The 25,903-nt window shown below is 59.8% G+C and carries 27 protein-coding genes; 16 read left to right on the plus strand and 11 right to left on the minus strand.

The annotated features are described in order from the left end of the window. Positions 1 to 359 precede the first annotated feature (359 nt). On the plus strand, positions 360 to 908 hold the full coding sequence (locus ACA057_RS22460) for an RNA polymerase factor sigma-70 (protein WP_027925770.1): 549 nt from the start codon (positions 360 to 362) through the stop codon (positions 906 to 908). Positions 909 to 1,063: 155 nt separating this feature from the next. Here ACA057_RS22460 and ACA057_RS22465 read toward each other — a convergent pair whose 3' ends face one another. From ACA057_RS22465 to ACA057_RS22475, 3 genes are all read right to left on the minus strand, one after another. Continuing rightward, positions 1,064 to 2,077 (minus strand): GNAT family N-acetyltransferase, encoded by a 1,014-nt coding sequence (locus tag ACA057_RS22465; RefSeq protein WP_497342444.1) that lies wholly within the window; start codon positions 2,075 to 2,077, stop codon positions 1,064 to 1,066. Positions 2,078 to 2,178: 101 nt separating this feature from the next. After that, positions 2,179 to 2,988 carry a substrate-binding periplasmic protein gene (locus ACA057_RS22470; protein WP_497342446.1) on the minus strand — a complete coding sequence of 270 codons (810 nt, stop codon included), beginning with the start codon at positions 2,986 to 2,988 and terminating at the stop codon, positions 2,179 to 2,181. Between the two features lie 86 nt (positions 2,989 to 3,074). After that, positions 3,075 to 3,701: a TetR/AcrR family transcriptional regulator gene (locus tag ACA057_RS22475; RefSeq protein ID WP_497342448.1), complete on the minus strand. Its 627-nt coding sequence runs from the start codon at positions 3,699 to 3,701 to the stop codon at positions 3,075 to 3,077. Positions 3,702 to 3,891: 190 nt separating this feature from the next. Between ACA057_RS22475 and ACA057_RS22480 the strand changes: the two genes are divergently transcribed. The 8 genes from ACA057_RS22480 to ppnP all read left to right on the plus strand — a co-directional run bounded on the left by ACA057_RS22480 (position 3,892) and on the right by ppnP (position 13,304). Next, entirely contained in the window at positions 3,892 to 5,682 is a 1,791-nt protein-coding gene (locus ACA057_RS22480; RefSeq protein ID WP_497342450.1) for an acyclic terpene utilization AtuA family protein, read from the plus strand. A 12-nt stretch (positions 5,683 to 5,694) separates the two neighbouring features. Next, positions 5,695 to 6,564 (plus strand): SDR family oxidoreductase, encoded by an 870-nt coding sequence (locus ACA057_RS22485; protein WP_497342452.1) that lies wholly within the window; start codon positions 5,695 to 5,697, stop codon positions 6,562 to 6,564. A 3-nt stretch (positions 6,565 to 6,567) separates the two neighbouring features. Next, positions 6,568 to 8,184 (plus strand): geranyl-CoA carboxylase subunit beta, encoded by a 1,617-nt coding sequence (gene atuC / locus ACA057_RS22490; RefSeq protein WP_497342454.1) that lies wholly within the window; start codon positions 6,568 to 6,570, stop codon positions 8,182 to 8,184. Positions 8,185 to 8,313: 129 nt separating this feature from the next. Next, positions 8,314 to 9,471 carry a citronellyl-CoA dehydrogenase gene (gene atuD, locus ACA057_RS22495; protein WP_497342456.1) on the plus strand — a complete coding sequence of 386 codons (1,158 nt, stop codon included), beginning with the start codon at positions 8,314 to 8,316 and terminating at the stop codon, positions 9,469 to 9,471. Next, positions 9,468 to 10,265: an enoyl-CoA hydratase/isomerase family protein gene (locus ACA057_RS22500; RefSeq protein WP_497342458.1), complete on the plus strand. Its 798-nt coding sequence runs from the start codon at positions 9,468 to 9,470 to the stop codon at positions 10,263 to 10,265. Before atuD ends, ACA057_RS22500 begins: the two co-directional genes overlap by 4 nt. A 108-nt stretch (positions 10,266 to 10,373) precedes the next feature. Beyond that, a complete protein-coding gene (locus ACA057_RS22505; protein ID WP_497342460.1) occupies positions 10,374 to 12,335 on the plus strand; it encodes an acetyl/propionyl/methylcrotonyl-CoA carboxylase subunit alpha in 1,962 nt (653 codons plus the stop codon). A gap of 71 nt (positions 12,336 to 12,406) precedes the next feature. Next, positions 12,407 to 12,958, plus strand: coding sequence for a 3'-5' exonuclease (locus ACA057_RS22510; protein ID WP_497342462.1), 552 nt, complete (start codon positions 12,407 to 12,409; stop codon positions 12,956 to 12,958). A 61-nt stretch (positions 12,959 to 13,019) separates the two neighbouring features. Further along, positions 13,020 to 13,304: a pyrimidine/purine nucleoside phosphorylase gene (ppnP, locus tag ACA057_RS22515; RefSeq protein WP_010461229.1), complete on the plus strand. Its 285-nt coding sequence runs from the start codon at positions 13,020 to 13,022 to the stop codon at positions 13,302 to 13,304. 71 nt (positions 13,305 to 13,375) lie between these two features. Here ppnP and ACA057_RS22520 read toward each other — a convergent pair whose 3' ends face one another. Beyond that, a complete protein-coding gene (locus tag ACA057_RS22520; protein WP_497342464.1) occupies positions 13,376 to 14,182 on the minus strand; it encodes an MOSC domain-containing protein in 807 nt (268 codons plus the stop codon). A gap of 104 nt (positions 14,183 to 14,286) precedes the next feature. Continuing rightward, the gene (locus ACA057_RS22525; RefSeq protein ID WP_401354656.1) at positions 14,287 to 15,222 is read right to left on the minus strand and encodes a chemotaxis protein CheV; all 936 of its coding nucleotides are present in this window, start codon (positions 15,220 to 15,222) and stop codon (positions 14,287 to 14,289) included. A 400-nt stretch (positions 15,223 to 15,622) separates the two neighbouring features. Here ACA057_RS22525 and ACA057_RS22530 point away from each other — a divergent pair, with 400 nt between their 5' ends. From ACA057_RS22530 to ACA057_RS22540, 3 genes are all read left to right on the plus strand, one after another. Continuing rightward, entirely contained in the window at positions 15,623 to 16,093 is a 471-nt protein-coding gene (locus tag ACA057_RS22530) for a hypothetical protein (RefSeq protein WP_497342466.1), read from the plus strand. Positions 16,094 to 16,426: 333 nt separating this feature from the next. Continuing rightward, positions 16,427 to 17,320, plus strand: a complete 894-nt coding sequence (locus tag ACA057_RS22535) for a sensor histidine kinase (protein ID WP_497349990.1) — start codon at positions 16,427 to 16,429, stop codon at positions 17,318 to 17,320. Next, positions 17,317 to 17,976: a response regulator gene (locus ACA057_RS22540; protein ID WP_401354651.1), complete on the plus strand. Its 660-nt coding sequence runs from the start codon at positions 17,317 to 17,319 to the stop codon at positions 17,974 to 17,976. The genes ACA057_RS22535 and ACA057_RS22540 overlap by 4 nt, the downstream gene beginning before the upstream one ends. Here the strand turns inward: ACA057_RS22540 and yegS are convergent. Beyond that, complete coding sequence (gene yegS / locus ACA057_RS22545; protein WP_497349992.1) at positions 17,960 to 18,877, minus strand: lipid kinase YegS; 918 nt, start codon at positions 18,875 to 18,877, stop codon at positions 17,960 to 17,962. The two genes, ACA057_RS22540 and yegS, sit on opposite strands and share 17 nt — an antisense overlap. A gap of 227 nt (positions 18,878 to 19,104) precedes the next feature. Here yegS and ACA057_RS22550 point away from each other — a divergent pair, with 227 nt between their 5' ends. After that, a complete protein-coding gene (locus ACA057_RS22550) occupies positions 19,105 to 19,413 on the plus strand; it encodes a hypothetical protein (protein ID WP_497342468.1) in 309 nt (102 codons plus the stop codon). A 65-nt stretch (positions 19,414 to 19,478) separates the two neighbouring features. Here the strand turns inward: ACA057_RS22550 and ACA057_RS22555 are convergent, their stop codons facing one another. Continuing rightward, a complete protein-coding gene (locus tag ACA057_RS22555; RefSeq protein WP_497342470.1) occupies positions 19,479 to 20,705 on the minus strand; it encodes a molybdopterin molybdotransferase MoeA in 1,227 nt (408 codons plus the stop codon). Next, positions 20,689 to 21,228 (minus strand): molybdenum cofactor biosynthesis protein B, encoded by a 540-nt coding sequence (moaB, locus tag ACA057_RS22560; protein ID WP_497342472.1) that lies wholly within the window; start codon positions 21,226 to 21,228, stop codon positions 20,689 to 20,691. Before moaB ends, ACA057_RS22555 begins: the two co-directional genes overlap by 17 nt. A gap of 81 nt (positions 21,229 to 21,309) precedes the next feature. Here moaB and mobA point away from each other — a divergent pair, with 81 nt between their 5' ends. Both mobA and ACA057_RS22570 read left to right on the plus strand, forming a co-directional pair. After that, a complete protein-coding gene (gene mobA, locus ACA057_RS22565) occupies positions 21,310 to 21,912 on the plus strand; it encodes a molybdenum cofactor guanylyltransferase MobA (protein ID WP_497342474.1) in 603 nt (200 codons plus the stop codon). A 74-nt stretch (positions 21,913 to 21,986) separates the two neighbouring features. Continuing rightward, positions 21,987 to 22,208 (plus strand): YgdI/YgdR family lipoprotein, encoded by a 222-nt coding sequence (locus ACA057_RS22570; RefSeq protein ID WP_109633577.1) that lies wholly within the window; start codon positions 21,987 to 21,989, stop codon positions 22,206 to 22,208. Between the two features lie 89 nt (positions 22,209 to 22,297). On the opposite strand, the gene ACA057_RS22575 is transcribed toward ACA057_RS22570, so the two are convergent. From ACA057_RS22575 to ACA057_RS22585, 3 genes are all read right to left on the minus strand, one after another. Beyond that, positions 22,298 to 23,188, minus strand: coding sequence for a pseudouridine synthase (locus tag ACA057_RS22575; RefSeq protein ID WP_497342476.1), 891 nt, complete (start codon positions 23,186 to 23,188; stop codon positions 22,298 to 22,300). A gap of 71 nt (positions 23,189 to 23,259) precedes the next feature. Further along, positions 23,260 to 23,577 carry a transcriptional regulator gene (locus ACA057_RS22580; protein WP_497342478.1) on the minus strand — a complete coding sequence of 106 codons (318 nt, stop codon included), beginning with the start codon at positions 23,575 to 23,577 and terminating at the stop codon, positions 23,260 to 23,262. A 168-nt stretch (positions 23,578 to 23,745) separates the two neighbouring features. Then, positions 23,746 to 23,982, minus strand: coding sequence for a glutaredoxin family protein (locus tag ACA057_RS22585; RefSeq protein ID WP_497342480.1), 237 nt, complete (start codon positions 23,980 to 23,982; stop codon positions 23,746 to 23,748). Positions 23,983 to 24,189: 207 nt separating this feature from the next. On the opposite strand from ACA057_RS22585, the gene ACA057_RS22590 reads away from it, so the two are divergent. Then, positions 24,190 to 25,902 carry a cation:proton antiporter gene (locus ACA057_RS22590; RefSeq protein ID WP_497342482.1) on the plus strand — a complete coding sequence of 571 codons (1,713 nt, stop codon included), beginning with the start codon at positions 24,190 to 24,192 and terminating at the stop codon, positions 25,900 to 25,902. Position 25,903: the final 1 nt, after the last annotated feature.

The following is a 25,903-nucleotide window of genomic DNA, read 5'->3' on the forward strand; positions in this document are numbered from 1 at the left end:
ATTCGGCTTGCAATTGGAATCGGTTTTCTAACGTCACGCCCTGTTAAAGGGCATGCAGGACGCGGTCTTCGCCGACCGCGCGAGGCATTGGGAATGCTGTAGTTCAACGGGACTGCTGCCCGCAACCATTCACCAATGAGAACGGATGACGTCTGCAAATAATTAGTCGGCGGGCTTGATCGCCAACGGGGCCGTGGTGCGGCAGCGTGTCGCAGTGCTCACTCTGCACCGTTGCGGCGCATTAATTCTCTTTCTCAATTGACAATCATTATCATTCAACATAATTTGTCGCTCGATGTGTAGGACGGCACCGGCCTTTTCGGGCGTCCCACTAACCTATTGGCAGCAGGGTGATTTCCATGACGGAACAAGTGTCCACAAGCAGGTGCGATTCACCGCTACTTCAGGCCTTCGTCGACAATCGACTGATTCTGGTCAAGATTGCAGCCCGCATTACCGGCTGCCGCTCGCGTGCCGAAGACGTGGTGCAGGATGCATTCTTCCGGTTGCAATCGGCACCGGCGATCACGTCCTCGTTCAAGGCTCAACTCAGCTACCTGTTCCAGATCGTGCGCAACCTGGCAATCGATCACTACCGCAAACAGGCACTGGAACAGAAGTATTCGGGGCCTGAAGAGGAAGGCCTGAACGTGGTGATTCAAGGGGCTTCGCCGGAAACCTCGCACATCAACTTCTCGACGCTGGAACACATCGCCGACGCGCTGACCGAGCTGCCCAGCCGCACCCGCTACGCCTTCGAGATGTACCGCCTGCACGGCGTGCCACAGAAAGACATCGCCAAGGAACTCGGCGTCTCGCCGACCCTGGTGAACTTCATGATCCGCGATGCGCTGGTGCATTGCCGCAAGGTGTCGGGCAGTCGTGCGGATACCTTTGCCCGTCGTTGAACTCTGAAATCTGCGTCGCCCCGTTCGCGAGCAAGCCCGCTCCCACATTTGATCTCCTGTGAACTCACAATGTGTGAACACCACAGATCAAATGTGGGAGCGGGATTGCTCGCGAAGGCGGACTCAAGACCGCAACGGACCTTGAGCCACAAGCATCACGCCAACGCACACCGATCAAAAAACCGCTCACGCCCCAGCACCATCAACGCCGCGCGCTTGTGCGGGAAGTCGAACTCTTTCTCGCAGTGGAAACGCTGGTTCTGCATATGCCCGATCATCTTCGCGTTATCGGCGCGAGGCTCGGCGACAACGCGCTGGGTGCGCGGATCAGCGAGAAACAGGTAATGCACCAGCGCCGATAACCAGCCCGCTACCTTTTGCGGGCCGCGGTGATGTTCTTCGCCCACCAGCATGTGGATGCCACGGTCGTAATCGCCGGCATCGTAGAACGGCGCGATGCGATCTTCCTTGGCCCAGTACGCTTCGAAGTAGGCGAAGGGCTGATCATCAAAACAACCGATCAGCGTCAGGGTGTGCGGGTCGGCTTCGAGTTTGCCCAGGTACTCGCGATGCTGTTCGAGACTGCCCTCTTCCTGCCAGAAACTCGCCACCCGCGGGCTGTTTTGCCAACGATTGAAACGCGCCAGGTCATGCTCGATGTCGACCGTGCGCAGGGAAATCCAAGCACCGAGGCGCGCATCGAATCGTCGATACACTTCACCTCGCGGTTTCATCGGGCGCAACGGATGACGCTTGCCACCACTGATGACCATTTGCTGCGGATAATTTGATGTCAGTGGTGCGCTCAGCCACGGCTGGGGCAACTGCCAGAACAACGTGCGCTCGCAGCGATACTGGCCGTCGGTTTCGGTGCGGACCAACAAGCCGCTGAGCAACGCTTCGGCAGGGGTTTCATCGAAGTGCCAGGTCAGGTGCTGACGAGCCGGGTCTCGGGCAAACAGCCAATAACACGCCGCCCAAAGTGCCTGACTGTCAGGTCGACCAAAGCGTTCCTCGACCTGCACCTGCAACTCTGACCCGCGCGTCAGGCGCAACTGGATCAGCGGCTGCCCTTCCAGGCTCAGGCTCAGCCGGTTTTCGGTTTCATCAGCTACAAGACTGTTCCCTGTTGGCAGGGCCAGGGCAGTCAGGTCATTCAGATTGGGCATGGGTCGGGCTCACGGTAATCGTCGTCAGTTCAACGAGGTGACGTGAGCCAGTGCGGGAAATTTAATCGAAGTCGGCCACGACGCGACCTGCGGCGCAATTTTCAGTTGTTCTGAACGGGCACAATGGCGATCTTGTAGGGATCGAAAATCTTCAACATCTGGCCATTGTCGCGCAACCCTTGCAGCAACTTGCCGAGCGCCTCGCCACTGATCGGTGCGGCTGGCCGGAGAATGGCGTAGTGGTGATAGACCTGATCGATACGCTGGGACACCAGCAATTGACCGGCAACTTTCTCGTTGCGCAGCAGGTAATCGCTCAGGTAGGAGCGCGTCACCAACGCAACGTCGGCACGCCCGCGCAGCACCATCAGCAGGTTGCTGTCATGGGAATAGGTCAGCGTGGCGTTGTAGTTCTGCGCGAGGAATTTTGGATCGGCATTGAAGTTCGCAAACTCGTAGTGATAACCGCTGAACAGCGCCAGCCGCTTGCCGGCGAGGTCGGCAAAATATGTTTGTTGACGGACCGGTTGGCCATCGGGCTGGCGTTGCGCGACGAAAATTTCGGCGTCTTCCAGGCCCATGTCGACGCTGGTGTGCGGGATATCCTTCCAGCCCCAGTCCGGGTTCTCGAAAATCGCCATGTCCACCCGCCCTTGCTTGAAGTCACCGAAGCGTCGAGGAATGGACGTCGGTACCAGCACAAACTGATAGTCCTTTTGCAAGGCATTGAGCGCCTCGACCAACTGCGGCAACAGGCCGGTGTCGGCACCGGTTTCCGGGCGCACGGTGTAAGGCGGGAAATGTGCGGCACCGATCCGCACCTGTTGTGCAGCCTGGGATGACACGGCACATAGCGCTGCAAGCGACACCAGCAAAAGCCGCGAGGCCGTCCGAATTGGCGAAGACTTCAAAACCTACTCCCCAAGAAAATACGCATCAATGCATTCAAGCTAGGCGGTTTCACCCACTTAGCCAGTTTCCTGCTGGCGAATACACACTATTGTTTCTCTTCCAACACCAGAATCAAGGCTTCCTCGGCCAATTGATCGAGGCTCATGCTGCCGCCGGCGCGAAACCAGGTGGTGGTCCAGGACAGTGCGCCGGTCAGAAAACGGCGGGTGATGAACACGTCCCCGCGGATAAAACCGGCGTCCTTGGCCTCACCCAGTACCTGCAGCCAGAGGTCTTCATAAATGTCACGCAGCGCCAGCACTTGCGCCTGCCCGTCTTCGGACAGTGACCGCCATTCATACACCAGCACCGCCATGGCCTCGCCGCTACCGCCCATGATCGACTGCAATTCGCAGCGAATCAGCGCCAGCACCCGCTCGCGCACATTGCTGGACTCTGCCAGGGCCGCGCGCATCAGCGCGGTGTTGTAGCGAACGGTTTCCTCCATCACCGCGCGCAGGATCTCGTCCTTGCTTTTGAAGTGATGAAAAATGCTGCCCGACTGAATGCCCACGGCGCCCGCCAGATCGCGCACGGTGGTGCGTTCATAACCTTTGTTGCGGAACAGGTGAGCCGCCACTTGCAGCAGTTTGCCGCGGGCGCTGTCCGGGTCGGTCAATTGGCCGTTGTCGACCAATTCGCGCATGACCCTCAGGGCTTTTTGCTCGTCCACCCGTTCTCTCCTACAGTCGATCAATCAAATGCGCCGCTCGCCGCTAAAACTGCGGGGTAGCGCGGGCAATTTAAGCTGGCCGGAGCGACCAAGCAAGCGCTCGGGTAGAAGATAGTTTAGTCGTTTACAAACCAAGCGCTTGCTTGGTAGTCTCGATGTACTTCTGTTGGAGGTGGCTATGGAAAGGGCTGTGCCTGAAACAATTCGCATCGGATGCGCCAGCGCCTTCTGGGGCGACACCTCGACCGCCGCTGCGCAACTGGTGGAAGGCGGCCGCCTGGACTATCTGGTGTTCGATTACCTGGCCGAAATCACAATGTCGATCATGGCCGGCGCGCGCATGAAAGATCCCCAGGCCGGTTACGCCAGCGACTTCATCGAAGTCCTCAGCCCCCTTCTCGCTCACATCGCCGAACAAAAAATCCGCGTCATCAGCAACGCCGGCGGGGTCAATCCACAGGCCTGCGCCGCCGCCTTGCAAGCAGCCTGCGACAAGGCCGGTGTAGCACTGAAGATTGCCGTGTTGCTGGGTGATGACCTGCAACCGCAGTTCAAACACCTGAGCCGCCTTGGCCTGCATGAGATGTTCAGTGGCGCACCGCTGCCGCCGATGTGCGTCTCGACCAACGCCTACCTCGGCGCGCCAGGCATCGTCGAGGCGCTGCGCCTGGGCGCCGACATTGTCATCACCGGGCGCGTGGTCGACAGCGCGGTGGTCAGCGCCGCATTGGTGCATGAGTTCGGCTGGTCGTGGCACGACTACGACAAACTCGCTCAAGCCGCGCTGGCCGGCCACATCATCGAATGCGGCGCGCAGTGCACTGGCGGCAACTTCACCGATTGGCGCGACGTGCCCGACTACGAGCACATCGGCTTCCCTATCGTTGAAGTCAGCGCCGACAGCCAGTTCATCGTCAGCAAACCCGACGGCTCGGGCGGGCTGGTCACGCCGCTGACGGTGGGCGAGCAGATGCTCTATGAAATCGGCAACCCGCAGGCCTATCTGCTGCCCGACGTGGTCTGCGACTTCAGTCAGGTCAAACTGGTGCAACAAGGCAAACAGGCGGTCCAGGTGCATGGCGCCAAAGGCTTGCCGCCGACCGATCACTACAAGGTCAGCGCAACCTACCCGGACGGTTTCCGTTGCACCGCCAGTTGCCTGATCGCGGGCATCGATGCGGTCGACAAGGCCCGGCGCGTCAGCGAAGCGATCATCAACAAGACCTCGGAGATTTTCAGCCAGCGCGGCTGGGCACCCTACAGCGAAGTGAACGTAGAGCTACTGGGCAGCGAGGCCACTTACGGGCCCCACGGCCAACGCCGGGACAGCCGCGAAGTGGTGATCAAACTCGCCGTGCGCCATCCGAGCAAACAGGCATTGATCGTGTTCTCCCGGGAAATCGCCCAGGCCGCCACCGGTATGGCGCCGGGGCTGACCGGAATTGTCGGTGGAAGGCCGACGGTGTATCCGCTGATCCGGCTGTTCTCGTTCCTCATCGACAAAAGCACCTGCACGCTGGACATTGAACTCAACGGCCAGCGTCACCCGTGTGCCCTGCCCGCCGTCGATGTGCTCGACAGCGCCGACTTGCCGATACCGTTCGAGCCACCCACGCCCAGCGGCCTGGCCGACGCCAGCGTGGCCCTGGTCAAACTCGCGGTGGCGCGCTCCGGCGACAAGGGTAATCACAGCAATATCGGGGTCATGGCCCGCGAGCCCGAGTACCTGCCGTGGATCGCCGAGGCGTTGACCCCGGAGGTGATCGTCGACTGGATGAGCCATGTCCTCGACCCGATCCACGGACGTGTCGAGCGTTGGTTTTTGCCGGGCACCCACAGCCTTAATTTTCTGCTGGAAAACGCCCTAGGAGGCGGTGGCGTGGCCAGCCTGCGGATCGATCCGCAAGGGAAAGCCTTCGCCCAGCAACTGCTGGAAATCCAGATTCCGGTGCCCCAGCGCATCGCCGACCAGGTCAATTAGAGGACTGTCGCCATGGCCTACGATTCGATTTTCAAAGCCGATTTGTTTGCAGGCCAAACCATCATTGTCACCGGTGGCGGCAGCGGCATCGGTCGTTGCACCGCCCACGAACTCGCAGCCCTCGGCGCCCATGTGTTGCTGCTCGGGCGCAAGGTCGACAAGCTCAAAGGCGTCGCCGCCGAGATCGCCGAAGATGGCGGCAAGGCTGACTGGATGGCGTGCGATATTCGCGAGGAAGAAGCGGTCAAGCATGTGGTCAGCGAGTTGATTCGCAAGCACGGCCCGATTCACGGCTTGGTCAACAACGCTGGCGGGCAGTACCCGTCACCGCTGGCGTCGATCAATCAAAAAGGCTTCGAAACGGTATTGCGCACCAACCTGATGGGCGGCTTCCTGATGGCCCGTGAGGTGTTCAATCAGTCCATGAGCAAGCACGGCGGCGCCATCGTCAATATGCTCGCCGACATGTGGGGCGGCATGCCCGGCATGGGGCACTCGGGCGCGGCGCGCTCAGGCATGGACAACCTGACCAAGACCGCCGCGTTCGAATGGGGTTATGCCGGGGTGCGGGTCAATGCCGTGGCGCCAGGCTGGATCGCGTCGAGCGGCATGGACACTTATGAAGGCGCGTTCAAAGCGGTCATTCCAACCTTGCGCGAACACGTGCCGCTCAAGCGCATCGGCACCGAATCGGAAGTCAGTGCGGCGATCGTGTTCCTGCTGAGTCCGGCAGCGGCCTTTATCAGCGGCAGCACCCTGCGCATCGACGGTGCCGCCAGCCTCGGTGGGCGCGCCTGGCCGATCCACAAAGCGCAGATCAGCGAGTCATTCAACGGTTTCCACCGAGCCTACCTTCCGGATGTGCTCAAGGACAAGGAATAAGCCATGCCGGTGATCCAGTCGCAAGTGGACCCGTTCTGCGAACAGTTCGTCCGCAATCGCGCGGCGATGCTGGTGGGCATCGAGCAGGTCCGCCAGCTTGAGCAAAACCTGCTGAACAAAGCGGCCGAGGCCAAGCCAAAATTCGACAAGCGCGGGCAACTGCTGCCCCGTGAACGCCTCAATCTGCTGCTGGACCCCGGCGCTCCGTTCCTCGAACTGGCGAGCCTGGCCGGCTACAAGCTGCACGACGACAAGGACGGCAGCTCGGCCGGTGGCGGGCTGATCGCCGGGATCGGTTATGTGTCCGGCGTTCGGGTGCTGGTGGTGGCGAACAACAGTGCCATCAAGGGCGGGACCATTTCCCCCAGCGGCCTGAAAAAGTCCCTGCGCCTGCAACAGATTGCCATGGAGAACAAACTGCCGGTGATCACCCTCGCCGAAAGCGGAGGTGCCAACCTCAATTACGCGGCGGAGATTTTCGTCGAAGGCGCGCGCAGCTTTGCCAATCAGGCGCGGATGTCGGCCATGGGGTTGCCGCAAATCACCGTGGTCCACGGCTCGGCCACGGCGGGCGGCGCTTATCAGCCGGGGTTGTCGGATTACGTGGTAGTGGTGCGCGGCAAGGCCAAACTGTTTCTGGCCGGCCCGCCGCTGCTCAAGGCGGCGACCGGAGAAGTCGCTACCGACGAAGAACTGGGCGGTGCCGAGATGCACGCGCAAACCGCCGGCACCGCCGAATACCTGGCCGAAAACGATGCCGACGGCGTGCGTCTGGTGCGCGAGATTGTCAGCCTGCTGCGGTGGAACGATCAGCTGCAATGGTTACCCGAACGTCCATTCGAAGAACCGCTCTACCCCATCGACGAACTGCTGGGCCTGATCCCGGATGACCCGAAAAAGCCCTACGACGTGCGCGAGATCATCGCCCGGATCGCCGACGCGTCGAACTTCCTCGAATTCAAAAGCGAGTTCGATCAGCAAACCATCTGCGGCCACTTGCAGATTCAGGGCCGCGCCTGTGGGTTTATCGGCAACAACGGTCCGATCACGCCCAAGGGTGCGAGCAAGGCTGCGCAGTTCATTCAACTGTGCGACCAGAGCCAGACGCCGCTGCTGTTTTTCCACAACACCACCGGGTTCATGGTCGGCACCGAGTCGGAACAACACGGCGTGATCAAGCACGGCGCGAAGATGATTCAGGCAGTGGCCAATGCTCGGGTGCCGAAACTGACCCTCGTCGTCGGCGGTTCCTACGGCGCTGGCAACTACGCCATGTGTGGGCGCGGCCTCGACCCGCGCTTCATCTTCGCCTGGCCCAATAGCCGCACCGCGGTGATGGGGGGCGCCCAGGCCGGCAAGGTGCTGCGAATTGTCACCGAGGCCAAACAGGCCAAGGACGGCCTGGTGCCTGACCCGAAGATGCTCGACATGCTGGAGCAGGTTACCGCGCAGAAACTCGACAGCCAGTCCACCGCGCTGTATGGCAGCGCCAATCTGTGGGACGACGGGCTGATTGATCCTCGCGATACCCGGACGCTGCTCGGGTACTTGCTGGATATTTGTCACGAGGCCGAGGTGCGGCCGTTGCAAGCCAACAGCTTCGGTATCGCGAGATTTTGATCGTTCCCACGCTCCGCGTGGGAATGCAGCCCGGGACGCTCTGCGTTCCAAAAGCGGACGCAGAGCGTCCATAGAGGCGTTACCACGCAGAGCGTGGGAACGATCATGGATCAAAGGAGAACAATAAAAATGATCTTCACCCAGGAACACGAAGCACTGCGTCGCACCGTCCGCCAGTTCGTCGAGCACGAGATCAATCCGCACGTCGAGGAATGGGAAAAAGCCGGACGCTTTCCGATCCACGAGATCTTCCGCAAGGCCGGCGACCTCGGCCTGCTGGGGATTTCCAAACCGGAAAAATTCGGTGGCATGGGGCTCGATTACAGCTATTCGATCGTGGCTGCCGAAGAGTTCGGCACCATTCACTGTGGCGGCATTCCGATGTCCATCGGTGTGCAGACCGACATGTGCACCCCGGCGCTGGCCCGCTTCGGCTCCGATGAATTGCGCGAAGAATTCCTGCGTCCGGCGATCACTGGCGAACAGGTCGGTTGCATCGGGGTTTCCGAGGTCGGCGCAGGCTCCGACGTGGCGGGGTTGAAAACCACTGCGCGCAAGGACGGCGACGACTACGTGATCAACGGCAGCAAGATGTGGATCACCAATTCGCCGAGCGCCGATTTCATCTGCCTGCTGGCCAACACCTCGGATGACAAACCGCACGTCAACAAGTCGCTGATCATGGTGCCGATGGACACGCCAGGCATCAGCCTCAGTTCGCACCTGGACAAGCTCGGCATGCGCAGTTCGGAAACCGCCCAGGTGTTTTTCGACAACGTGCGCGTGCCACAGCGAAACCGCATCGGCCATGAAGGCGCGGGGTTCATGATGCAGATGTTGCAGTTCCAGGAAGAACGCCTGTTCGGCGCGGCGAACATGATCAAAGGGCTGGAGTACTGCGTCGACAGCACCATCGAGTATTGCAAGGAGCGCAAAACCTTCGGCAACGCACTGATCGACAATCAGGTCATTCACTTCCGCCTGGCCGAACTGCAAACCGAAATCGAATGCCTGCGGGCGCTGGTCTATCAAGCCACCGAGCAGTACATCAAAGGCCAGGACGTCACGCGCCTGGCTTCCATGGCCAAACTCAAGGCCGGGCGTTTGGGCCGGGAAGTCAGCGACAGTTGCCTGCAATATTGGGGCGGCATGGGCTTCATGTGGGACAACCCGGTGGCCCGGGCGTATCGCGATGTGCGGCTGGTCTCGATCGGCGGTGGCGCCGACGAAATCATGCTGGGGATCATCTGCAAACTCATGGGCATTCTGCCGGGGAAACACAAATGAACAGCCTGCCGGTTTGCCAGACCTTACTGCTGGAACCGCACAACGGCGTCCTGCACATCACCCTCAACCGCCCCGAAAGCCGCAATGCCATGAGCTTGCAGATGGTCACCGAACTGCGCGCGGTGCTGGCGGCGGTGCACGATGACCGAGAAATTCGTGCGTTGGTGATCGGCGGCGCAGGCGGGCATTTCAGCGCTGGCGGCGACATCAAGGACATGGCCAATGCTCGCGCTCAAGGGGCGTCGGCCTACCGTGACTTGAACCGCCTCTTTGGTGCCTTGCTGCAAGAGGTGCAACACGCGCCGCAAGTGGTGATCACGGTGCTGCAAGGCGCGGTGTTGGGCGGTGGATTCGGCCTGGCCTGCGTCAGTGACGTTGCGCTGGCCGATCATCAGGCGCAATTCGGTTTGCCGGAAACCAGCCTCGGGTTGCTGCCGGCGCAAATCGCGCCGTTCGTGGTCCAGCGCATCGGCCTGACCCAAACCCGCCGCCTGGCCCTGACCGCCGCACGTTTCGACGGCACGCAGGCGCGGCGGATGGGGCTGGTGCATTTTGTCGAACATGACACGCAAGCCTTGGCCGAACGCCTCGATGAGGTGCTGGCCCATGTGCTGTGTTGCGCGCCGGGGGCGAATGCGGCGACCAAAAAACTCCTGCTCGCGAGTGCCGGGCAGCCGTCGGATGAGCTGCTGGATCAAGCGGCTGAATGGTTCAGCGAAGCGGTGAGCGGAGCCGAGGGTGTCGAAGGCACGATGGCGTTTGTGCAGAAGCGTAAACCGGGGTGGGCGCCTTAAGAGCTTCGCGGGCAAGCCTCGCTCCTACAGGTTCACGAAGCCCTGTAGGAGCGAGGCTTGCCCGCGAAGAGGCCACCACTTTCACCGCAAAAACCAAGGGAACACCCCATGCCCGGACTCAGCAAAATCCTGATCGCCAACCGCGGTGAAATCGCCTGCCGCATCCAGCGCACCGCCCAGGCCCTGGGCTATCGCACCGTCGCAGTCTTCAGCGATGCCGACGCCGATGCGCTGCACGTGCACATGGCCGACGAAGCCGTGAACATTGGCCCGGCCCCGGTGCAGCAGTCCTACCTGAACATCCCGGCCATCATCGACGCGGCCCGGCGCACCGGTGCCGACGCGATCCACCCCGGCTACGGCTTTCTCTCAGAAAACGCCGGCTTCGCCCTCGCCTGCCAGCACGCCGGCATTACCTTCATCGGCCCCAGCCCCGACGCCATCGAACTGATGGGCAGTAAACGCCTGTCGAAAATGGCCATGATCGCCGCCGGTGTACCGTGCATCAAAGGCTATCAAGGCGCCGAACAGGACGACGCAACCCTGAGCCGCGAAGCCGAGCGCATCGGCTATCCGCTGATGATCAAGGCCAGTGCCGGCGGTGGCGGGCGCGGCATGCGTCTGGTGCAGGAGGCCAGTGATTTGCTGGCGCAGATTCGCACCGCACGTTCCGAAGCGCTGCACGGGTTTGGCAGCGACGAGTTGATCCTCGAACAGGCGCTGATCGATCCCCGACACGTCGAAGTCCAGCTGTTCGGCGACCAGCAAGGCAACCTGATCTACCTCGGCGAACGCGACTGCTCCATCCAGCGCCGCCATCAGAAAGTCATCGAAGAAGCGCCCTGCCCGGTGATGACCGCCGAACTGCGCCAGGCCATGGGCGAAGCGGCGCTCAAGGCGGGGCGTGCGGTGAATTACGTTGGCGCGGGCACCGTGGAGTTCCTGCTGGATGCGCACGGGCAATTTTACTTTCTGGAGATGAACACCCGACTGCAAGTGGAACACCCCGTGACCGAACTGATCACCGGCCTCGATCTTGTGGCCTGGCAGTTACACGTCGCCGAAGGCCTGCCGCTGCCCCTGCGTCAGGAGCAAGTTCAGCTCAACGGCCATGCCATGGAGGTGCGTTTGTATGCCGAAGACCCGGCACAAGGTTTTCTACCGCAGACCGGACTCATCGCAGCCTGGGAACCCGCGCTTCAGAGCGGCGTACGGATCGACCATGGCCTGATCGAAGGCCAGAACGTCAGCCCGTTTTATGACCCGATGCTGGGCAAGATCATCGCCCACGGCGCCACTCGCGAAGAAGCCCGGCGCAAGTTGCTGCGGGCGGTGCAAGACAGCGTGTTGCTGGGCGTTCAGAGCAATCAGCGCTTGCTCGCCAGCCTGCTGCAGCACCCAAAGTTCATCAGTGGCGAGTTCAGCACCGGGTTTATCCCGACCTGTTTCGCCGAGCATCCTTGCCTGCATGCCCAGGACCCGAGCGCCGAAGCGTTGGCCATCGCCGCAGCACTGTTCTATCAGGCTTCGGCTCAGGTTCATCGCGCGCCCCTGGCCGGTTGGCGCAACAACGCCAGCGTGCCGCTGCACTATCGCATCGGCCTGGAGGACCAGGATTGGCCGGTGGCATTGAACGCCGTGCCCGGCGAACCGTATCGGATTCAAGTTGCCGACCGGGCCCTTGAACTGAAGGTCATCCAGTGCGATGGACGCTGGGCCACTGTGGAAATCGATGGCATCCGTCAACGCCACGCTTATTGTCTCCAGACCGGGCAACTCTGGCTATTCACCCGCCCCGGCAGCATGCGGCTGGTGGACCGGACGCAGGCCTTGGTCAGCGGTCAGGCCAGCATCAGCTCCGGCACCCTCAAGGCACCGATGGACGGCGCGATCGTCGACGTATTGGTCAGTGAGGGCAGCAGCGTTAGTAAAGGTCAGCTGTTGGTGGTGCTGGAGGCCATGAAAATGGAGCATCCGCTGAAGTCGGGCATCGACGGTGTGCTCAAACGCCTGCAAGTCAAGGTCGGCGACCAGGTGAAAAATCGGCAGATTTTGCTTGAGGTCGAATAAGCCGCTAGGCGGATCCGCCGGGTTTGGCTACGCTCAAGCCCTATCAGGACGCGGATACCAGGAACCCTGCGATGCCTCACTGGTTGGTCATTGATCTGGAAGCCACCACCGATGAGGGTGGTTGGCCAGTAACGGAAATGGAAATCATCGAAATCGGCGCCTCCCTGGTGGATCGCAAAGGGCGTGAAGTGGATCACTTCAAGTGCTTCGTGCGGCCATTGCGGCGGCCGCTGCTGACGCCGTTTTGCCGGCAACTGACGCACATCACTCAGGCCGACGTCGATGCGGCCCAGACGCTGAGCGAGGTCTGGCCGTCATTCGAGCTCTGGCTCGGGCAGCATCTTTCGCATATGGAAGGTTGGGTCAGTTGGGGCGATTACGATCGCAAGCAACTGCTTCAGGAATGGCAGCACTTGCAGATCGACAGCGCCCTTGGCCGGGTGCCGCACATTAACCTCAAGCAGCGCTTTGCCAAGGCTCGTCGGCTGGAGCGACCATTGGGGCTCAACGGCGCACTGCAACTGGCCGGCCTGCAATTCACGGGGCAGCAACACCGGGCGCTGGAAGATGCACGTAACACGGCGCGACTGTTGCCGCAGATTTTCCCCCCTCTGGAGAGGTGACGACGCGGGGCCCCTTGTGCATACTGGCCGGCCCTTTTAAGCCCTTTTCGAGGAATCGCCCATGTTTAAAGTCAACGAGTACTTCGACGGCACCGTCAAGTCGATCGCCTTTGGCACCGCGGAAGGTCCGGCGACCATCGGCGTCATGGCACCGGGCGAATACGAATTCGGTACCAGCCAGCGTGAAATCATGCACGTAGTAACCGGCGCCCTGACCGTCAAACTGCCGGACAGCACCGACTGGGAAACCTTCGCCGCCGGCAGCCAGTTCAACGTGCCCGCCAACAGCAAATTCCAGCTGAAAGTGGCCGTCGACACTGCTTATCTGTGCGAATACCGCGGCTAAAACCCTGGGTGTTCACAGCGACAAAAAAATGCCCGTGTCTATGGACACGGGCATTTTTCGTTTCAATGCTGTTACTCGAGGATGGTCACCGGCAGGCCGACTTCAAGTCGACCATTGCTGTCGTTGACCAGATTCTGGCCGAACATGGCGCCATCGGCCTCGGTACGGTATTTCTGCAAGGTCGCTAGCGGTTCACGATCCTGACTGCGTTCGCCGGTTTGCGGGTCGATCGTGGTCAGAATGCAGCGAGAACACGACTTGACCACACGGAACTCGACATCACCGATGCGGATGCGCTTCCAGCCATCTTCGGCAAAGGCTTCACAGCCCTCGATCACCAGGTTCGGTCGAAAGCGCAGCATTTCCAGCGGGCGTCCTACTTTCTGCGACAGGTCTTCCAGAGACGCCTGGCCGATCAACAACAACGGAAAGCCATCGGCGAAAGCCACTTGATCGTCGTCCTTGCCATAACCCGCCTCAGTGGTACGCGCACGATCCAGTGGCACTTGCACCAGCCGTGTCGGCTTGCCAATGAATTCACTGACCCAGGCTGCCGCCGCGTCGCCGGCATCGGGTACGCGCAAGGTGTCGCGGAAAATGGTGACGCCACGCAACTCGGCATCGCCTGTGGGCAAGGCGACATTGATCGCTGGGTGGCCGGGGGCACTGAGGGTCAAGCCGCCATCGGCATTCCACAGCGCCGAGAGCTGACTCATTTGCCCTACCGTGCGCTGCGTCATGAAGCGACCGCTGGCCTCATCCACTAGCATCCAGCGTCGATCACCGTCCAGGCCGAGCTTATCGAGGCTGACCTGTTGCAGGCTCTCGCCCTTGCCGGATTTCAACGGATAACGATAAAGCGCGCTCAGACGCAGCATGGCCAGCTCCCTGGTGGACAAAACGCCACCCTATACGAGCTTGATCGCCGAATCAAAGCCTGAGGACCGGACACCGCCCACAGGTTGAGCAATCCGGGTCGACATCAGGCCGGCACTGCGTCGAGCATCAGGCGCTGGCGCACCACGTCGACAAGTTTGTCCGGCTGGAACTTGGAGAGGAAGTTGTCGCAGCCGACCTTCTTCACCATCGAGTCGTTGAAGCTGCCGGACAACGACGTGTGCAGCACCACGTAAAGACCCCGCAGGCGCGGGTCGTTACGGATTTCGGTGGTGAGACGGTAGCCGTCCATCTCCGGCATTTCCGCGTCGGTGAAGACCATCAACAATTTGTCGGTCATGGAAACGCCGGTATCCGCCCAGGCCTTGAGCATGTTCAACGCCTTCAGGCCATCGCTGGCAATGTGCATCTTCACGCCCAGTTGCCCCAGGGTGTCGCGCAATTGCGACAAGGCCACGTTCGAGTCATCCACCAGCAGCACTTCACGGCCGCGGGCACGTTCCAGCACTGGATCGTCAAGTTTTTCGCGGGAGACCTTGGCGTTGTACGGGACGATTTCGGCCAGGACTTTTTCAACGTCGATGATTTCCACCAACTGATCGTCGACCTTGCTGATGGCGGTCAGGTAATGCTGACGACCGGCGCTGGTCGGCGGTGGCAGGATGGCTTCCCAGTTCATGTTGACGATACGGTCCACACCACCGACCAGGAACGCCTGCACCGAACGGTTGTACTCGGTGACGATGATCGTGCTGGTCGGGCTTGGTACCAGCGGACGCATGCCGATGGCCTGGGACAGGTCGATCACCGGCAGAGTCTGGCCACGCAAGTTGACCACGCCGCAGACAAAAGGATGGCGCTGGGGCATCAGGGTCAGTTTCGGCAGTTGCAGTACTTCCTGCACCTTGAAGACGTTGATCGCGAACAATTGCCGCCCGGCCAGTCGAAACATGAGAATTTCCAGGCGATTCTCACCCACCAGTTGCGTGCGTTGGTCTACCGTGTCGAGAATGCCGGCCATCTAGGACTCCTGGTCTTGTTCTGATGAATTCACTAAAAAAGGTTATCGGCTGTTATTGCCGGACCTTGACCCTCCGACAAAATGCCACGCCCAAGCATTGATGTCACATTAACATCATGCTTTACTGGCCCCTGTGATTTCATCTGCTTCATTGCCGGCGACGCGACCACGGTTCGTTCGTTTGGTTCCCATGTGTAAGGGATTCCCCTAGTAACAATCAGGCCCGACCTGATATTCGCAATATCCAATAGCCATTAATGTGACGCCATTCTCATTGCATGAACGGAGTCAGGCTTTTGTGTGCGATCGCAGGAAAGTGGCCAGCCACCCTCTCGAGTTCCCTCGTCCTCGTCGTCGCACACGGCATTCCCTCATTTGACATGACGTTGTGGAGATAAACATGCCGAACGACCGTAAAGAGTGGGCCCAGCGACTCCCGGAGTTTCTCGCAGAGGCTGAAACACTCCTGGCCAAAACCGAGGAATGCCTGAGTCATTTGCAATTGATCAGCAATGACAAGGACGCCATCGACTGCATGCTCAGCACCCTCCTCAAACTGGCCAGCAAGGCTGATGCCCTCGCACTGGCGGCGGTTTCGGAGTTTTCGCTGCATATTCACGGCTTGCTGAACCATGCCCAGAACCACATGGACCTGCACGATCAAGCCCTTGGCGCACTGAAAGACTGCCTGACACTGATCGCCTGGCAACTCGAACTCATCGACCAGAACACCGGCCAACTCAGTCTCGACGACAGTGAACAGGCCTCCCTGATCGAAGCCTTTGCCTTTCAGGTCGGACAAAGACACTATCAGCCACCGGCTAATTCCAGGCCGTTCACGCTCGTTTCCTATTCAGGGCATCAAGCGTAAATTCATCACAACGCTGGCAAGTCCTGCTGCCATGACCGGCGCCACAACTTGTGCACGGTTATGTCGTATTTGAATATCCCGATACCCGTTTACGACAACTCGCACTAAATAAACTATTCCCGCCGCAACACTTTTCCATTGTGGAAACACCCTCCAGAAACACTCGTTTCCTGACTCTGTAGACATATAACCCAAACGCGACCAACGGTATGTTAAGTGGTACTATGCCGCCCATTAGTTGACGTCAATTAATGGCAGAGTAACTCCAGACCGAAACCCATCATCGACGATGACCGGTTTTCCCGCAGCGAACATCCATTGGCTCCATCCGCTATGTACGCCAGCCTCAAGTCACTCATTCAATGGCCACCCTCGCGACTCAGCGCGCGCCGGTTCACGCTGTCGCTGTGTTTCTGCTCGGCGCTGGGTAGCCTTCTGGTATACAGCCTGTCCGCGCGCCTGCCGCTGAGTCTGCTGGTCATCAACATAGCGGCGCTGACGTGTGTCTGGGTACAGCATCGGCTCTCGCGCAAATCGATCAAGTTTCAACCTCAAGAGCTGGCCGACCGGCTGTTGGAGGTTCAGGAAAATGAACGCCACCGTCTCAGTCGGGAATTGCATGACGACATAGGCCAGTTGCTGACCGCGGCCAAACTTCAAAGTGACTGGCTTAAACGCCGAATGCCCGAAGAACTTCAGGCGCAGTGTTCGGTGCTCTGTGACACGCTGGAAGAAACCCTGGTCAAAGTTCGTGACGTCTCGGCCATTCTCAATCCCCGGCAACTGGCCAGTCTCGGACTGGAAGCCAGCCTCCGTGCGCACCTTCTCAAGACCCTGGCCAATACCTCGATGCACTGGAGCCTGGAATGCCATCAGCGCTTGACCGGTCTATCCGAGGAAATGGCAGTAGCCGCCTTTCGAATTACCCAGGAAGCGGTCACCAATATACTGCGCCATGCCGAAGCGAAAAATCTGTTGGTTCGCCTGCAACGACTGCCACAAGGCCTGTCATTGTTGATCAGCGACGATGGCCTGGGTTTCGCCCCGGCCACAGATCCGGGTCGCGAGGGGCAACGCGGAATGGCCGGGATGTCGGAACGGATCGATCAGTTGGGCGGCACACTGATAGTGACCAGCGAGCCTGGTAAAGGCACTCAAATCGAAGCTCTCTTCCCTTGGGCGCCGCGTGCGCTCGAACGGGCCAGTTCGAATAAGGTTATGCATTGACTTGTAACTTACTTCTGGTGGATGACCACTCGCTTATCAGGGCTGGCGTGCGCGCTCTGGTACTGGATATTCCCGGCTACGCGGTAATCGGCGAGGCCAATGATGGCTCGCAGCTGCTCGAAATGGTCGAACAGTTGTCACCGGACATCGTGCTGCTGGATATTTCCATGAAGGAAACCGGCGGCCTTGAGGCATTACAGCGGCTCAAGCGCGTACGCCCGCAGAGCAAGGTGCTGATCCTGTCGATGCACACCGACCCGGCGCTCATCATGCAGGCACTGGAGTCCGGCGCCCACGGTTACCTGCTCAAGGACACCACGGCCACCGAACTCGAACACGCCCTGGAAGCCCTGCGTAACAACGAACGCTACTTGAGCCCGGCCATCGCTCACACTGTCATCACCCAGGCACTGACTCGCAACCAGAAAAACCAGGCGGAACCGGCCCTATCGCATAACCTGACGGCACGTCAGCTGGAAATCCTGCGGCTGATTGTTCGTGGTAAATCCACCCGGGAAATCGCCAACGGCCTGGGCCTGAGCATCAAGACGGTCGAAACCCATCGCTCGCAGATCATGAAACGCTTGCAGATCTTCGACGTGGCAGGCCTGGTGCTGTTCGCCGTTCGCGAGCAGATCATCAGCCTGGACGACTAACCGTTCCAGACGTGCTCAACAGGGGCGAGTTCTCGGGCAAATGCACGCGCAGTGCCGCCGGACGCGCCGAGAAACGCAAGCTGTCACCTTCCAAGGGTTCGCCATCAAGGTTGATGTAAAGGCCTTCCGCGACCTTGATCTCGACCCATGGCAAACGTGCGCGCACGAACATGTTGTCGATACCGAAACCATCGGCCAGCAGGGTTTTCAAGGTACTGACCACCTCCTGCGGCGCAGGCAAAATGCTGATATCCAGCAGGCCATCATCCGCCAGTGCCTCTGGGCACAGCACATGACCACCACCCGCCTGCCGCCCGTTACCGATGCCTAACGCCAGCAGATCGCCGCTCCACTGAAAATCCGGTCCCTGCAACTCGCCATAGGCCGCATGCAACTCGCTGAAGCGGGTTAAACCGGTAAACAGGTAAGCCGCGCCCCCGAGGACTTTTTTCAAGTCTTCCGAGGTGTTTGCCGTGACCTGGCTGCCAAAACCGCCCGTGGCCATGTTCAAAAACACCTGCCCACCGACCTCACCCAAGTCAATGGCGCTCGGCGCCGTGTCGAGAAGGTCCAGCGCTTGGTCGGGTTCCAGAGGTACGCCGGCGGCGCGCGCAAAATCGTTGGCGGTCCCCAACGGCATCAGCACCAGGCTGGCCTGGTTCGAATGCGGCGCCATGGCTTCGGCAATGTCACGCAAGGTGCCATCACCGCCACCAGCGATGATGTGCTGATAGCCCGCCGCCAGCGCTTCATCCACCAGGCGTTGTGCGTCGCCAGCCTCCCAGGTCAGGCGCACGGCCAGCTCCCAGCCCTGTTCGCGCTTGCCCTCGACGGCCGCACGAACCGCCTCGTTGAGCGCCTGCTTGCCATGCAGAATCAACAGCGCCTTGCGTTCGCTCATTGTGGTTACTCCCATGATTGAATTCCGTATGCAAGATGTTGACCCCGCTACGCCCCAAAAAAGTCGCACGAAATTCAATTATTTGAAGTCGAGCCGTGTGGAGTCCTAGGAAGTTGGGATTTTTCCTACATAACGTGAGGAATCGGCTCAATTGACCGAGAAGTATGATTGGTACACCTTGTGTCTACGGTTATCAGTCATCAGCAGCAAATACACAGGGACGTGCCATGCAAAGCCATGACATCAGGTCGCCGATCATTCCGGTCGCACCATTCGCAGCAAATCGCACCCATCATCAAACGGCATTCAAAGACAGCGCAAAACCCACTGGAGAAGTGAATATGGAACCTCGCGTCGTTGAGTTGGAGACACACCTCGAATATATCCGAAGAGACATGGATGAAGTCCGTGGTGACGTCAAATCCATCAAACACCGACTGGCCTATTCTGCTGGCGGAACAGCCGTCGTCCTCGGGCTTCTGGCCTGGATTGCCAACAGCCGTTTCGATCAGGTCGTGACACTCCTGGCTCAGTAAGGGTCAGCCATGAACGCACACCCGGTCCGATCAACCGGGTGTTCGTGACATGCCTGCGGAGCGGATCAGTTCAGGAGTTCGCTCAGCGGAATGAAGCTGACACTGTCACCTTCGACCAGCGTTCGCTCTTCCAGCACTTCGACCAGGCCATCGGCCCAGGCGGCGCTGCGCAACACACCGGAACTCTGGTTTTTGTAGATGATTGCCCGGCCGTTCTCCAGGCGTCCACGCAGGTACTCACGCCGGTTGCCTGCTTTTGGCCAGACGAACCCTGCTGGCACCTGAAACTTCAGCGGCTCGACTTCTTTAACGCCCTGACGGCGCAGCAGATAAGGCCTTGCCAACAAGGCGAAGGTCACCAAGGTCGATGCCGGGTTGCCAGGCAAACCAATGACAGGGACGCCGCGAAAATGCCCAAAGGTCAGCGGCTTGCCCGGTTTGATGGCGAGCTTCCACAACGCCAACTCACCCTCTTCCCGCAGGGCGATGCCCAGGAAGTCGGCCTCGCCCACCGATACGCCACCGGTCGAGAGGATAAGGTCGACATCCTTCAATTCCCCCAGGCGGGCACGCGTCGTCGCCAGGTTATCCGCAAGGATGCCGGCATCGATGACCTCACACCCCATGCGCTGTAACCAGCTGCAGAGCAATACTCGATTACTGTTATAGATCTGTCCCGGCCCCAGGGCCTGACCCGGTTCAACCAACTCATCCCCGGTCGACAGAACCGCAACACGAACCTTGCGAATCACCTCCAGCTCAGCGCATCCCAGTGATGCCGCCAGCCCCTGTTCGATCGACCCCAGGCGCGTGCCTGCCGGCAGGATCAATTCACCGACAGTGGTTTCCTGGCCTTGGGGGCGGATGTTTTGTCCCGGGATCATGGTTTCGGTAAAACGCACTCGCTCGTCCGGCTGGACTTCGGCGTTTTCCTGCATCTCGACGCAGTCTGCTCCTTGCGGAACAGGTGCACCGGTGAAGATTCGTGCGCAGGTGCCTGGCTTCAAGGGTTCGGGAGCCTGACCCGCGAACACCTTCTGGCTGACGACCATGGGTTCTCCCGTCCAGTCGGCCATGCGCAGGGCATAACCGTCCATGGCACTGTTGGGCCAGGGCGGCAGATCGAGTGTCGAGATCAGATCGTCGGCCAATACGCGGCCCTGAACCTGAGCCAGCGGCAAGCGTTCACGCTCACGAATCGGTGAGGCTTCGGCCATTTCGAGCAAGCGGGCCAGTGCAACCTCGACAGCCATCAGGCTGCCGGTCTTGCCTGGCTTACCCACGAGATTCACAGGGTGCCGCCTGTTTAAGATGAGCAACGAAATTGCATGGGCGGTGCCGTGAGTCCAACTGTTCGGCGAGAATCCCGTCCCACCCGGTGAGTACCGCATTGGTCGAACCCGGCAAGCAGCACACCAGCGTGCCATTGGCCAGACCGGCCAAGGCGCGGGACTGAACGGTAGAGGTGCCGATATCGGCTACCGATATCTGCCGGAACAGTTCACCAAAACCATCAACCTGCTTGTCCAGCAGGCAGCTGACCGCTTCCGGCGTGCTGTCGCGCCCCGTGAAACCGGTACCGCCAGTGATCAGCACGACCTGCACCACATCGTCGGCGATCCAGTTGGCGACTTGCGCACGAATTTTGTACAGGTCATCTTTGAGCAGCACCCGTTCGGCCAGGTTATGCCCGGCAGCGCTCAAGCGGTCGACGAAGACCTGGCCCGAGGTATCGGTTTCCAGGGTACGGGTGTCGCTGACCGTCAGCACCGCGATATTGAGCGGCGCGAAAGGTACATCAGCCTTGGCTTTCATAGGCTCGTCCAGTTGTAGGAGAAACAGCCCGGTGTTATATCACAGCGCCCCCTTTTTTCACCGCCCCCATGGAGACTTGCCATGACCTCGAATACACCGTTGTCGCCCTGCTCCATTCTGCTCCTGGCAGGTGGTCGCGGCCAACGCATGGGGGGCCAGGACAAAGGGCTGCTGGAATGGCACGGCGAGCCACTGATTGCGCACCTGTACCGCAAGACCCGCGCGCTGAGCGATGACCTGATCATCTCCTGCAATAGAAACCCGGAAAAGTATGCGCCCTATGCCGATCAGTTGGTCCATGACGACGAAGGCGACTTTCCGGGGCCTCTGGCCGGTATTCGCGCCGGCCTGAAAGCGGCTCGCCATGCGCATCTGATGGTCTTGCCCTGTGACGTTCCGCGTATCGATGCCGCATTGCTGCAAAGCATGCGCGAAACCGCCAGCCAGCACCCGGACAAACCGTTGATGCTGCGCCATGGAGAACACTGGGAGCCCTTGTTGTGCGTGATTCCCGTAGCACTCTCAGCTGCTTTTGAAAGCGCCTGGCACGAGGGTGAACGCAGCCCGGGGCGCCTCATGCGCAAACTCGGCGCGACCGCACTACACTGTCCTGACAACGACCCTCGCTTGGCCAATCTCAATACGCCGGAACTGTTAAGTGCACACCATACTGTGTCAGACTGACACGAGAAGGAACTTGCGCGCGTCGTACACGTCTCAAGCTCAGTAACCAAAAGAATTCACTCGGAGACACACTCATGACTCAACGGACCCTCGCCACTTTCATGCTCGCACTGGGCCTTGCTACCCTCGCCGGTTGCGCATCGCCAACAGTGATTACCTTGAATGACGGTCGAGAAATCCAGGCTGTCGACGCACCAAAATACGATGACGAATCGGGTTTCTACGAGTTCGAACAGCTGGATGGCAAACAAACCCGCATCAACAAGGATCAGGTTCGTACCGTTAAAGAGTTGTAATCTTTAGGGCGACAACCCGATACAGAAAAGCCCGCTTTATGCGGGCTTTTTCGTGGTTGAAGAACAGCCAGTTCGCTGAACCTTGGTGATTACCACTGAAGGGTGATGGTGCTTTCGAATGCTCTTTCCTGACCGGTGACCGGATCCACGAAGCGCAACCCCTGAGCGAGCAGCTTCAAAGGATTGGCATAGTCATCCTCAACATCCTTGAGCACCTGCGGATAAAACGGGTCGTTGCAAATACTCGCGCCCAAGGCGGTCATGTGCACCCGCAACTGATGTTTCTTGCCGGTCACCGGGTAAAGCCCATAACGCCAGAGATCACCGTTCTTCTCTTTGACCTCGACGGCCGTCTCGGTGTTACTGGCGCCCGGCCCTTCCTGCATGCGGAAGAACGGTTCGCCATCGATGAGCCGGCTCTTGTGAACCAGTGGAAAAGACAGTTCAGGCAACGCCCGGGCAATCGCCTCGTAGCGCTTTTCGATTTGCCGTGTCGGAAACAGCGACTGATACGCCGAACGGCTCTGGGGGTTGGCGGAAAACAGCACCAGCCCAGCCGTATGCCGGTCAATGCGGTGCAACGGCACCAGATGCGGGTTATCCAGTCGACGGATCAGTCGCCTCAGCAGGGTCTGCTCAACGTATTCGCCCGCCGGCGTCACGGGCAGAAAATGCGGCTTGTCGGCAACGACCAGATGCTCGTCCGCGTAAAGAATCGTCTCGACCACCGGGATCGGCTTTTCGTCCGGCACTTCGCGAAAATAGTGAATCCGCAAACCTTCCTTGTAAGGCAGATCGAGGGCGATCGGCTGGCCGTGACCGTCGAGGACACGACCGCGTGCAATCCTGTCCAGCCATTGTTCGCGACCGATGGCGCTGAAGTGTTCAGACAGACAATCGAGCACGGTCTGCCACGAACCCGGCGGCAAGTACAGCGTGCTGGCCTGGTTGTGTGCGGCAGAAAAAGATGAAGTGGACATACGAAAGCTCTAACCCTCAATACAGGGCGGCATTATCCAACAGTGGCCGGAATGAACCTAGCAGAGAATCCTCAGGCCGGTATCTGCGCGCGAGCGGCCGCGTCGGTGAATTCCTTGAGCCAGCGCAGCACATCGACCGCTTCCCAGCGGCTCGGGTCATAAAGCGCGTACAACAAGCCCTGATAACCCACGACATCCAGCTGACGGTGATAGCCCGCTCGTTGGAACAAGGCTTCGATTTCGGCGAAACAGGTATTGAAATGCAGCTTGTTGAAAGGGGTTTTTCCCTCTGTCACCAAGCCATCCAGACGCAATTCATGGACCGCCTCGCGCACCACGTCCGCGGACATTCGGTTCACGCTGTTTTTCAATTGTTCGACATTGACCACGATTCATCCCTCTTACGCCCGGACTGCCTGCCGAATCCAAAAACCAGAAGCAGCAAGGCAAGCATGGCGAATAACTGTATGCGCATACAGTATCCGAACACGACCTGTTAAGCCAAGGGATCAGTCACAAAAGTTCGACAGGCGGGAACAATGTCGTCGCTAAATCACTTACCGCAGGAAGGCGACCACTTGTTCGGAGGAGAACGGCCAGTCCAGTTCAGCGCCGGTATCGACCCGTCGTAATACCGGAATACGCAGACTGTAAGCCTCGAACCACATTTCGTCCTCCGCGATATCCACCAGTTCCACCAGCAGACCACGCTCGACAAATTCCATCATCATGGCTTCAGCCACTTCACAGAGATGGCACCCCAAGGTGCCGAACAGCTGACATTCAGGAAGCATGAGCGCTCAACCGATAAATTAAGTGGTTATTCTAGGTCGACCCCGGAAAGCCGTCGAGCCATTGAATCCTATGCCCTGCGACCCATGAACGGCAATGGATCGTGGCACACCCTGATGCACATCAGTCGCCTTCAATGCCTTTTGCGCGATGCTCACGGCTCGATTGCTTCTACGCTTGAGTAGCCAGCGTCCATCACCGGAGTTTTTGTGTTCGCCAATCTGTTGATCATCCTCACCTCCTCCCTGGTGGTCATCGCCCTGTTCCAGCGCCTGCGCTTGCCGCCCGTGCTGGGCTACCTGTGCGTGGGCCTGATGGTGGGGCCGACGGCGTTCAACTGGATCAATGAAAGCGAAGCGCTGCCGTACCTCGCCGAACTGGGGGTGGTGTTCTTGCTGTTCTCCCTCGGGCTGGAGTTTTCGCTGTCGAAAATGCTCGCCCTGCGTCGGGTGGTGTTTGGGCTGGGCAGCCTGCAAGTGTTGAGTACCGGGCTATTGCTCGGGGCTATTTTGATGTTGCTCGGCATGGCGACCACGCCGGCGCTGTTACTCGGTGCCGGCCTGTCGCTGTCGTCCACCGCCATCGTCAGCAAGGAGCTGGGCAGTCTCGGCGAGATTTTCAGCACACACGGACAGAATGCCATCGCCGTGCTGTTGTTCCAGGATGTGGTGGCGGTGTTGCTGCTGACCCTGGTGCCGGTGTTCGCCGGCAATAGCGACCAGCCCTGGTATTGGGCGTTGCCAGTGACGCTGGGCAAGACCGCGGTGCTGTTCGCCGGTCTGTTGCTGGCCAGTCGTTGGTTGTTGCCCCGTCTGTTTCATGAAGTGGCGGCCGCCCGTTCCGCGGAACTGTTCGTGCTGCTGGCGCTGGTCATCGTTCTGCTGACGGCCTGGCTGACTCACCTGCTCGGCCTCTCCCCGGCGCTGGGCGCCTTTCTTGCCGGGATGTTGTTGGGGGAAAGCCACTACCGGCATCAAATCGAAGCCGACATCCGGCCGTTTCGCGACATCCTGCTAGGGGTGTTCTTCGTCAGTATCGGCATGCTGATCGACGTGCAATTGTTCGCCAGCCACGGTCTGCTGATTCTCGGCCTGACCGTGGGGCTGTTGTTGTTAAAGGGCAGCGTGGTTGCGCTGCTGGTCAAATGGCGCGGCAGCGACAGTGAAACCGCCTGGCGTAGCGGCCTGGCATTGGCCCAGGGCGGCGAGTTCTGTTTTGCACTGATGGCACAGATGCAGCAAAACCAACTGATGCCCGCCGACTTCGGTGGCCTGCTGCTGGCCGCGACATTCTGCTCGATGCTCGTGACACCGCTGCTGCTACGCGCGTCTCCCCACATCGCGACACGCCTGCATCGCAAGCCTAACGAAGAGGCGCAACTCGAAGAAATCAGCGCGCTCAATGCCGGGTTACGCAGCCATGTGGTGATTTGTGGTTACGGTCGCGTCGGCCAGTCCATCGGCCGCTTTCTACGTCAAGTGCAGCAACCCTACATCGCACTGGACAGCGATCCGGTGCGGGTTCAGGAAGCGGCTGTCGCTGAAAGCTGCGTGCATTACGGCGACTCGCGTCGTGGCGAGTTGCTTGCCGCCGTCGGTCTGGAGCGCGCCAGGCTGCTGGTGATCGCCGTGGACAAAACTGACATCGCCCTGCTGATACTCAAGGAAGCACGACGCTTTAACCCGAGCGTGCCGATCCTGGTGCGCACGCGGGACGACAGCCAGTTGGCCGAGTTGAAGGCGGCCGGTGCCAACGAAGTCGTGCCCGAGTTGCTGGAATCCAGCCTGATGCTCGCCTCCCATGCGCTGATCATGCTGGGCCTGCCCGGTCAGCAGGTGCAGGACCGGGTCGATCAGGTACGGCGTGACCGTTATCGCCTGCTGCACGGTTTTTATCCCGGGGCTGACGATGAAGAAACCTGAC

The organism is Pseudomonas sp. LBUM1661 (assembly GCF_059695925.1).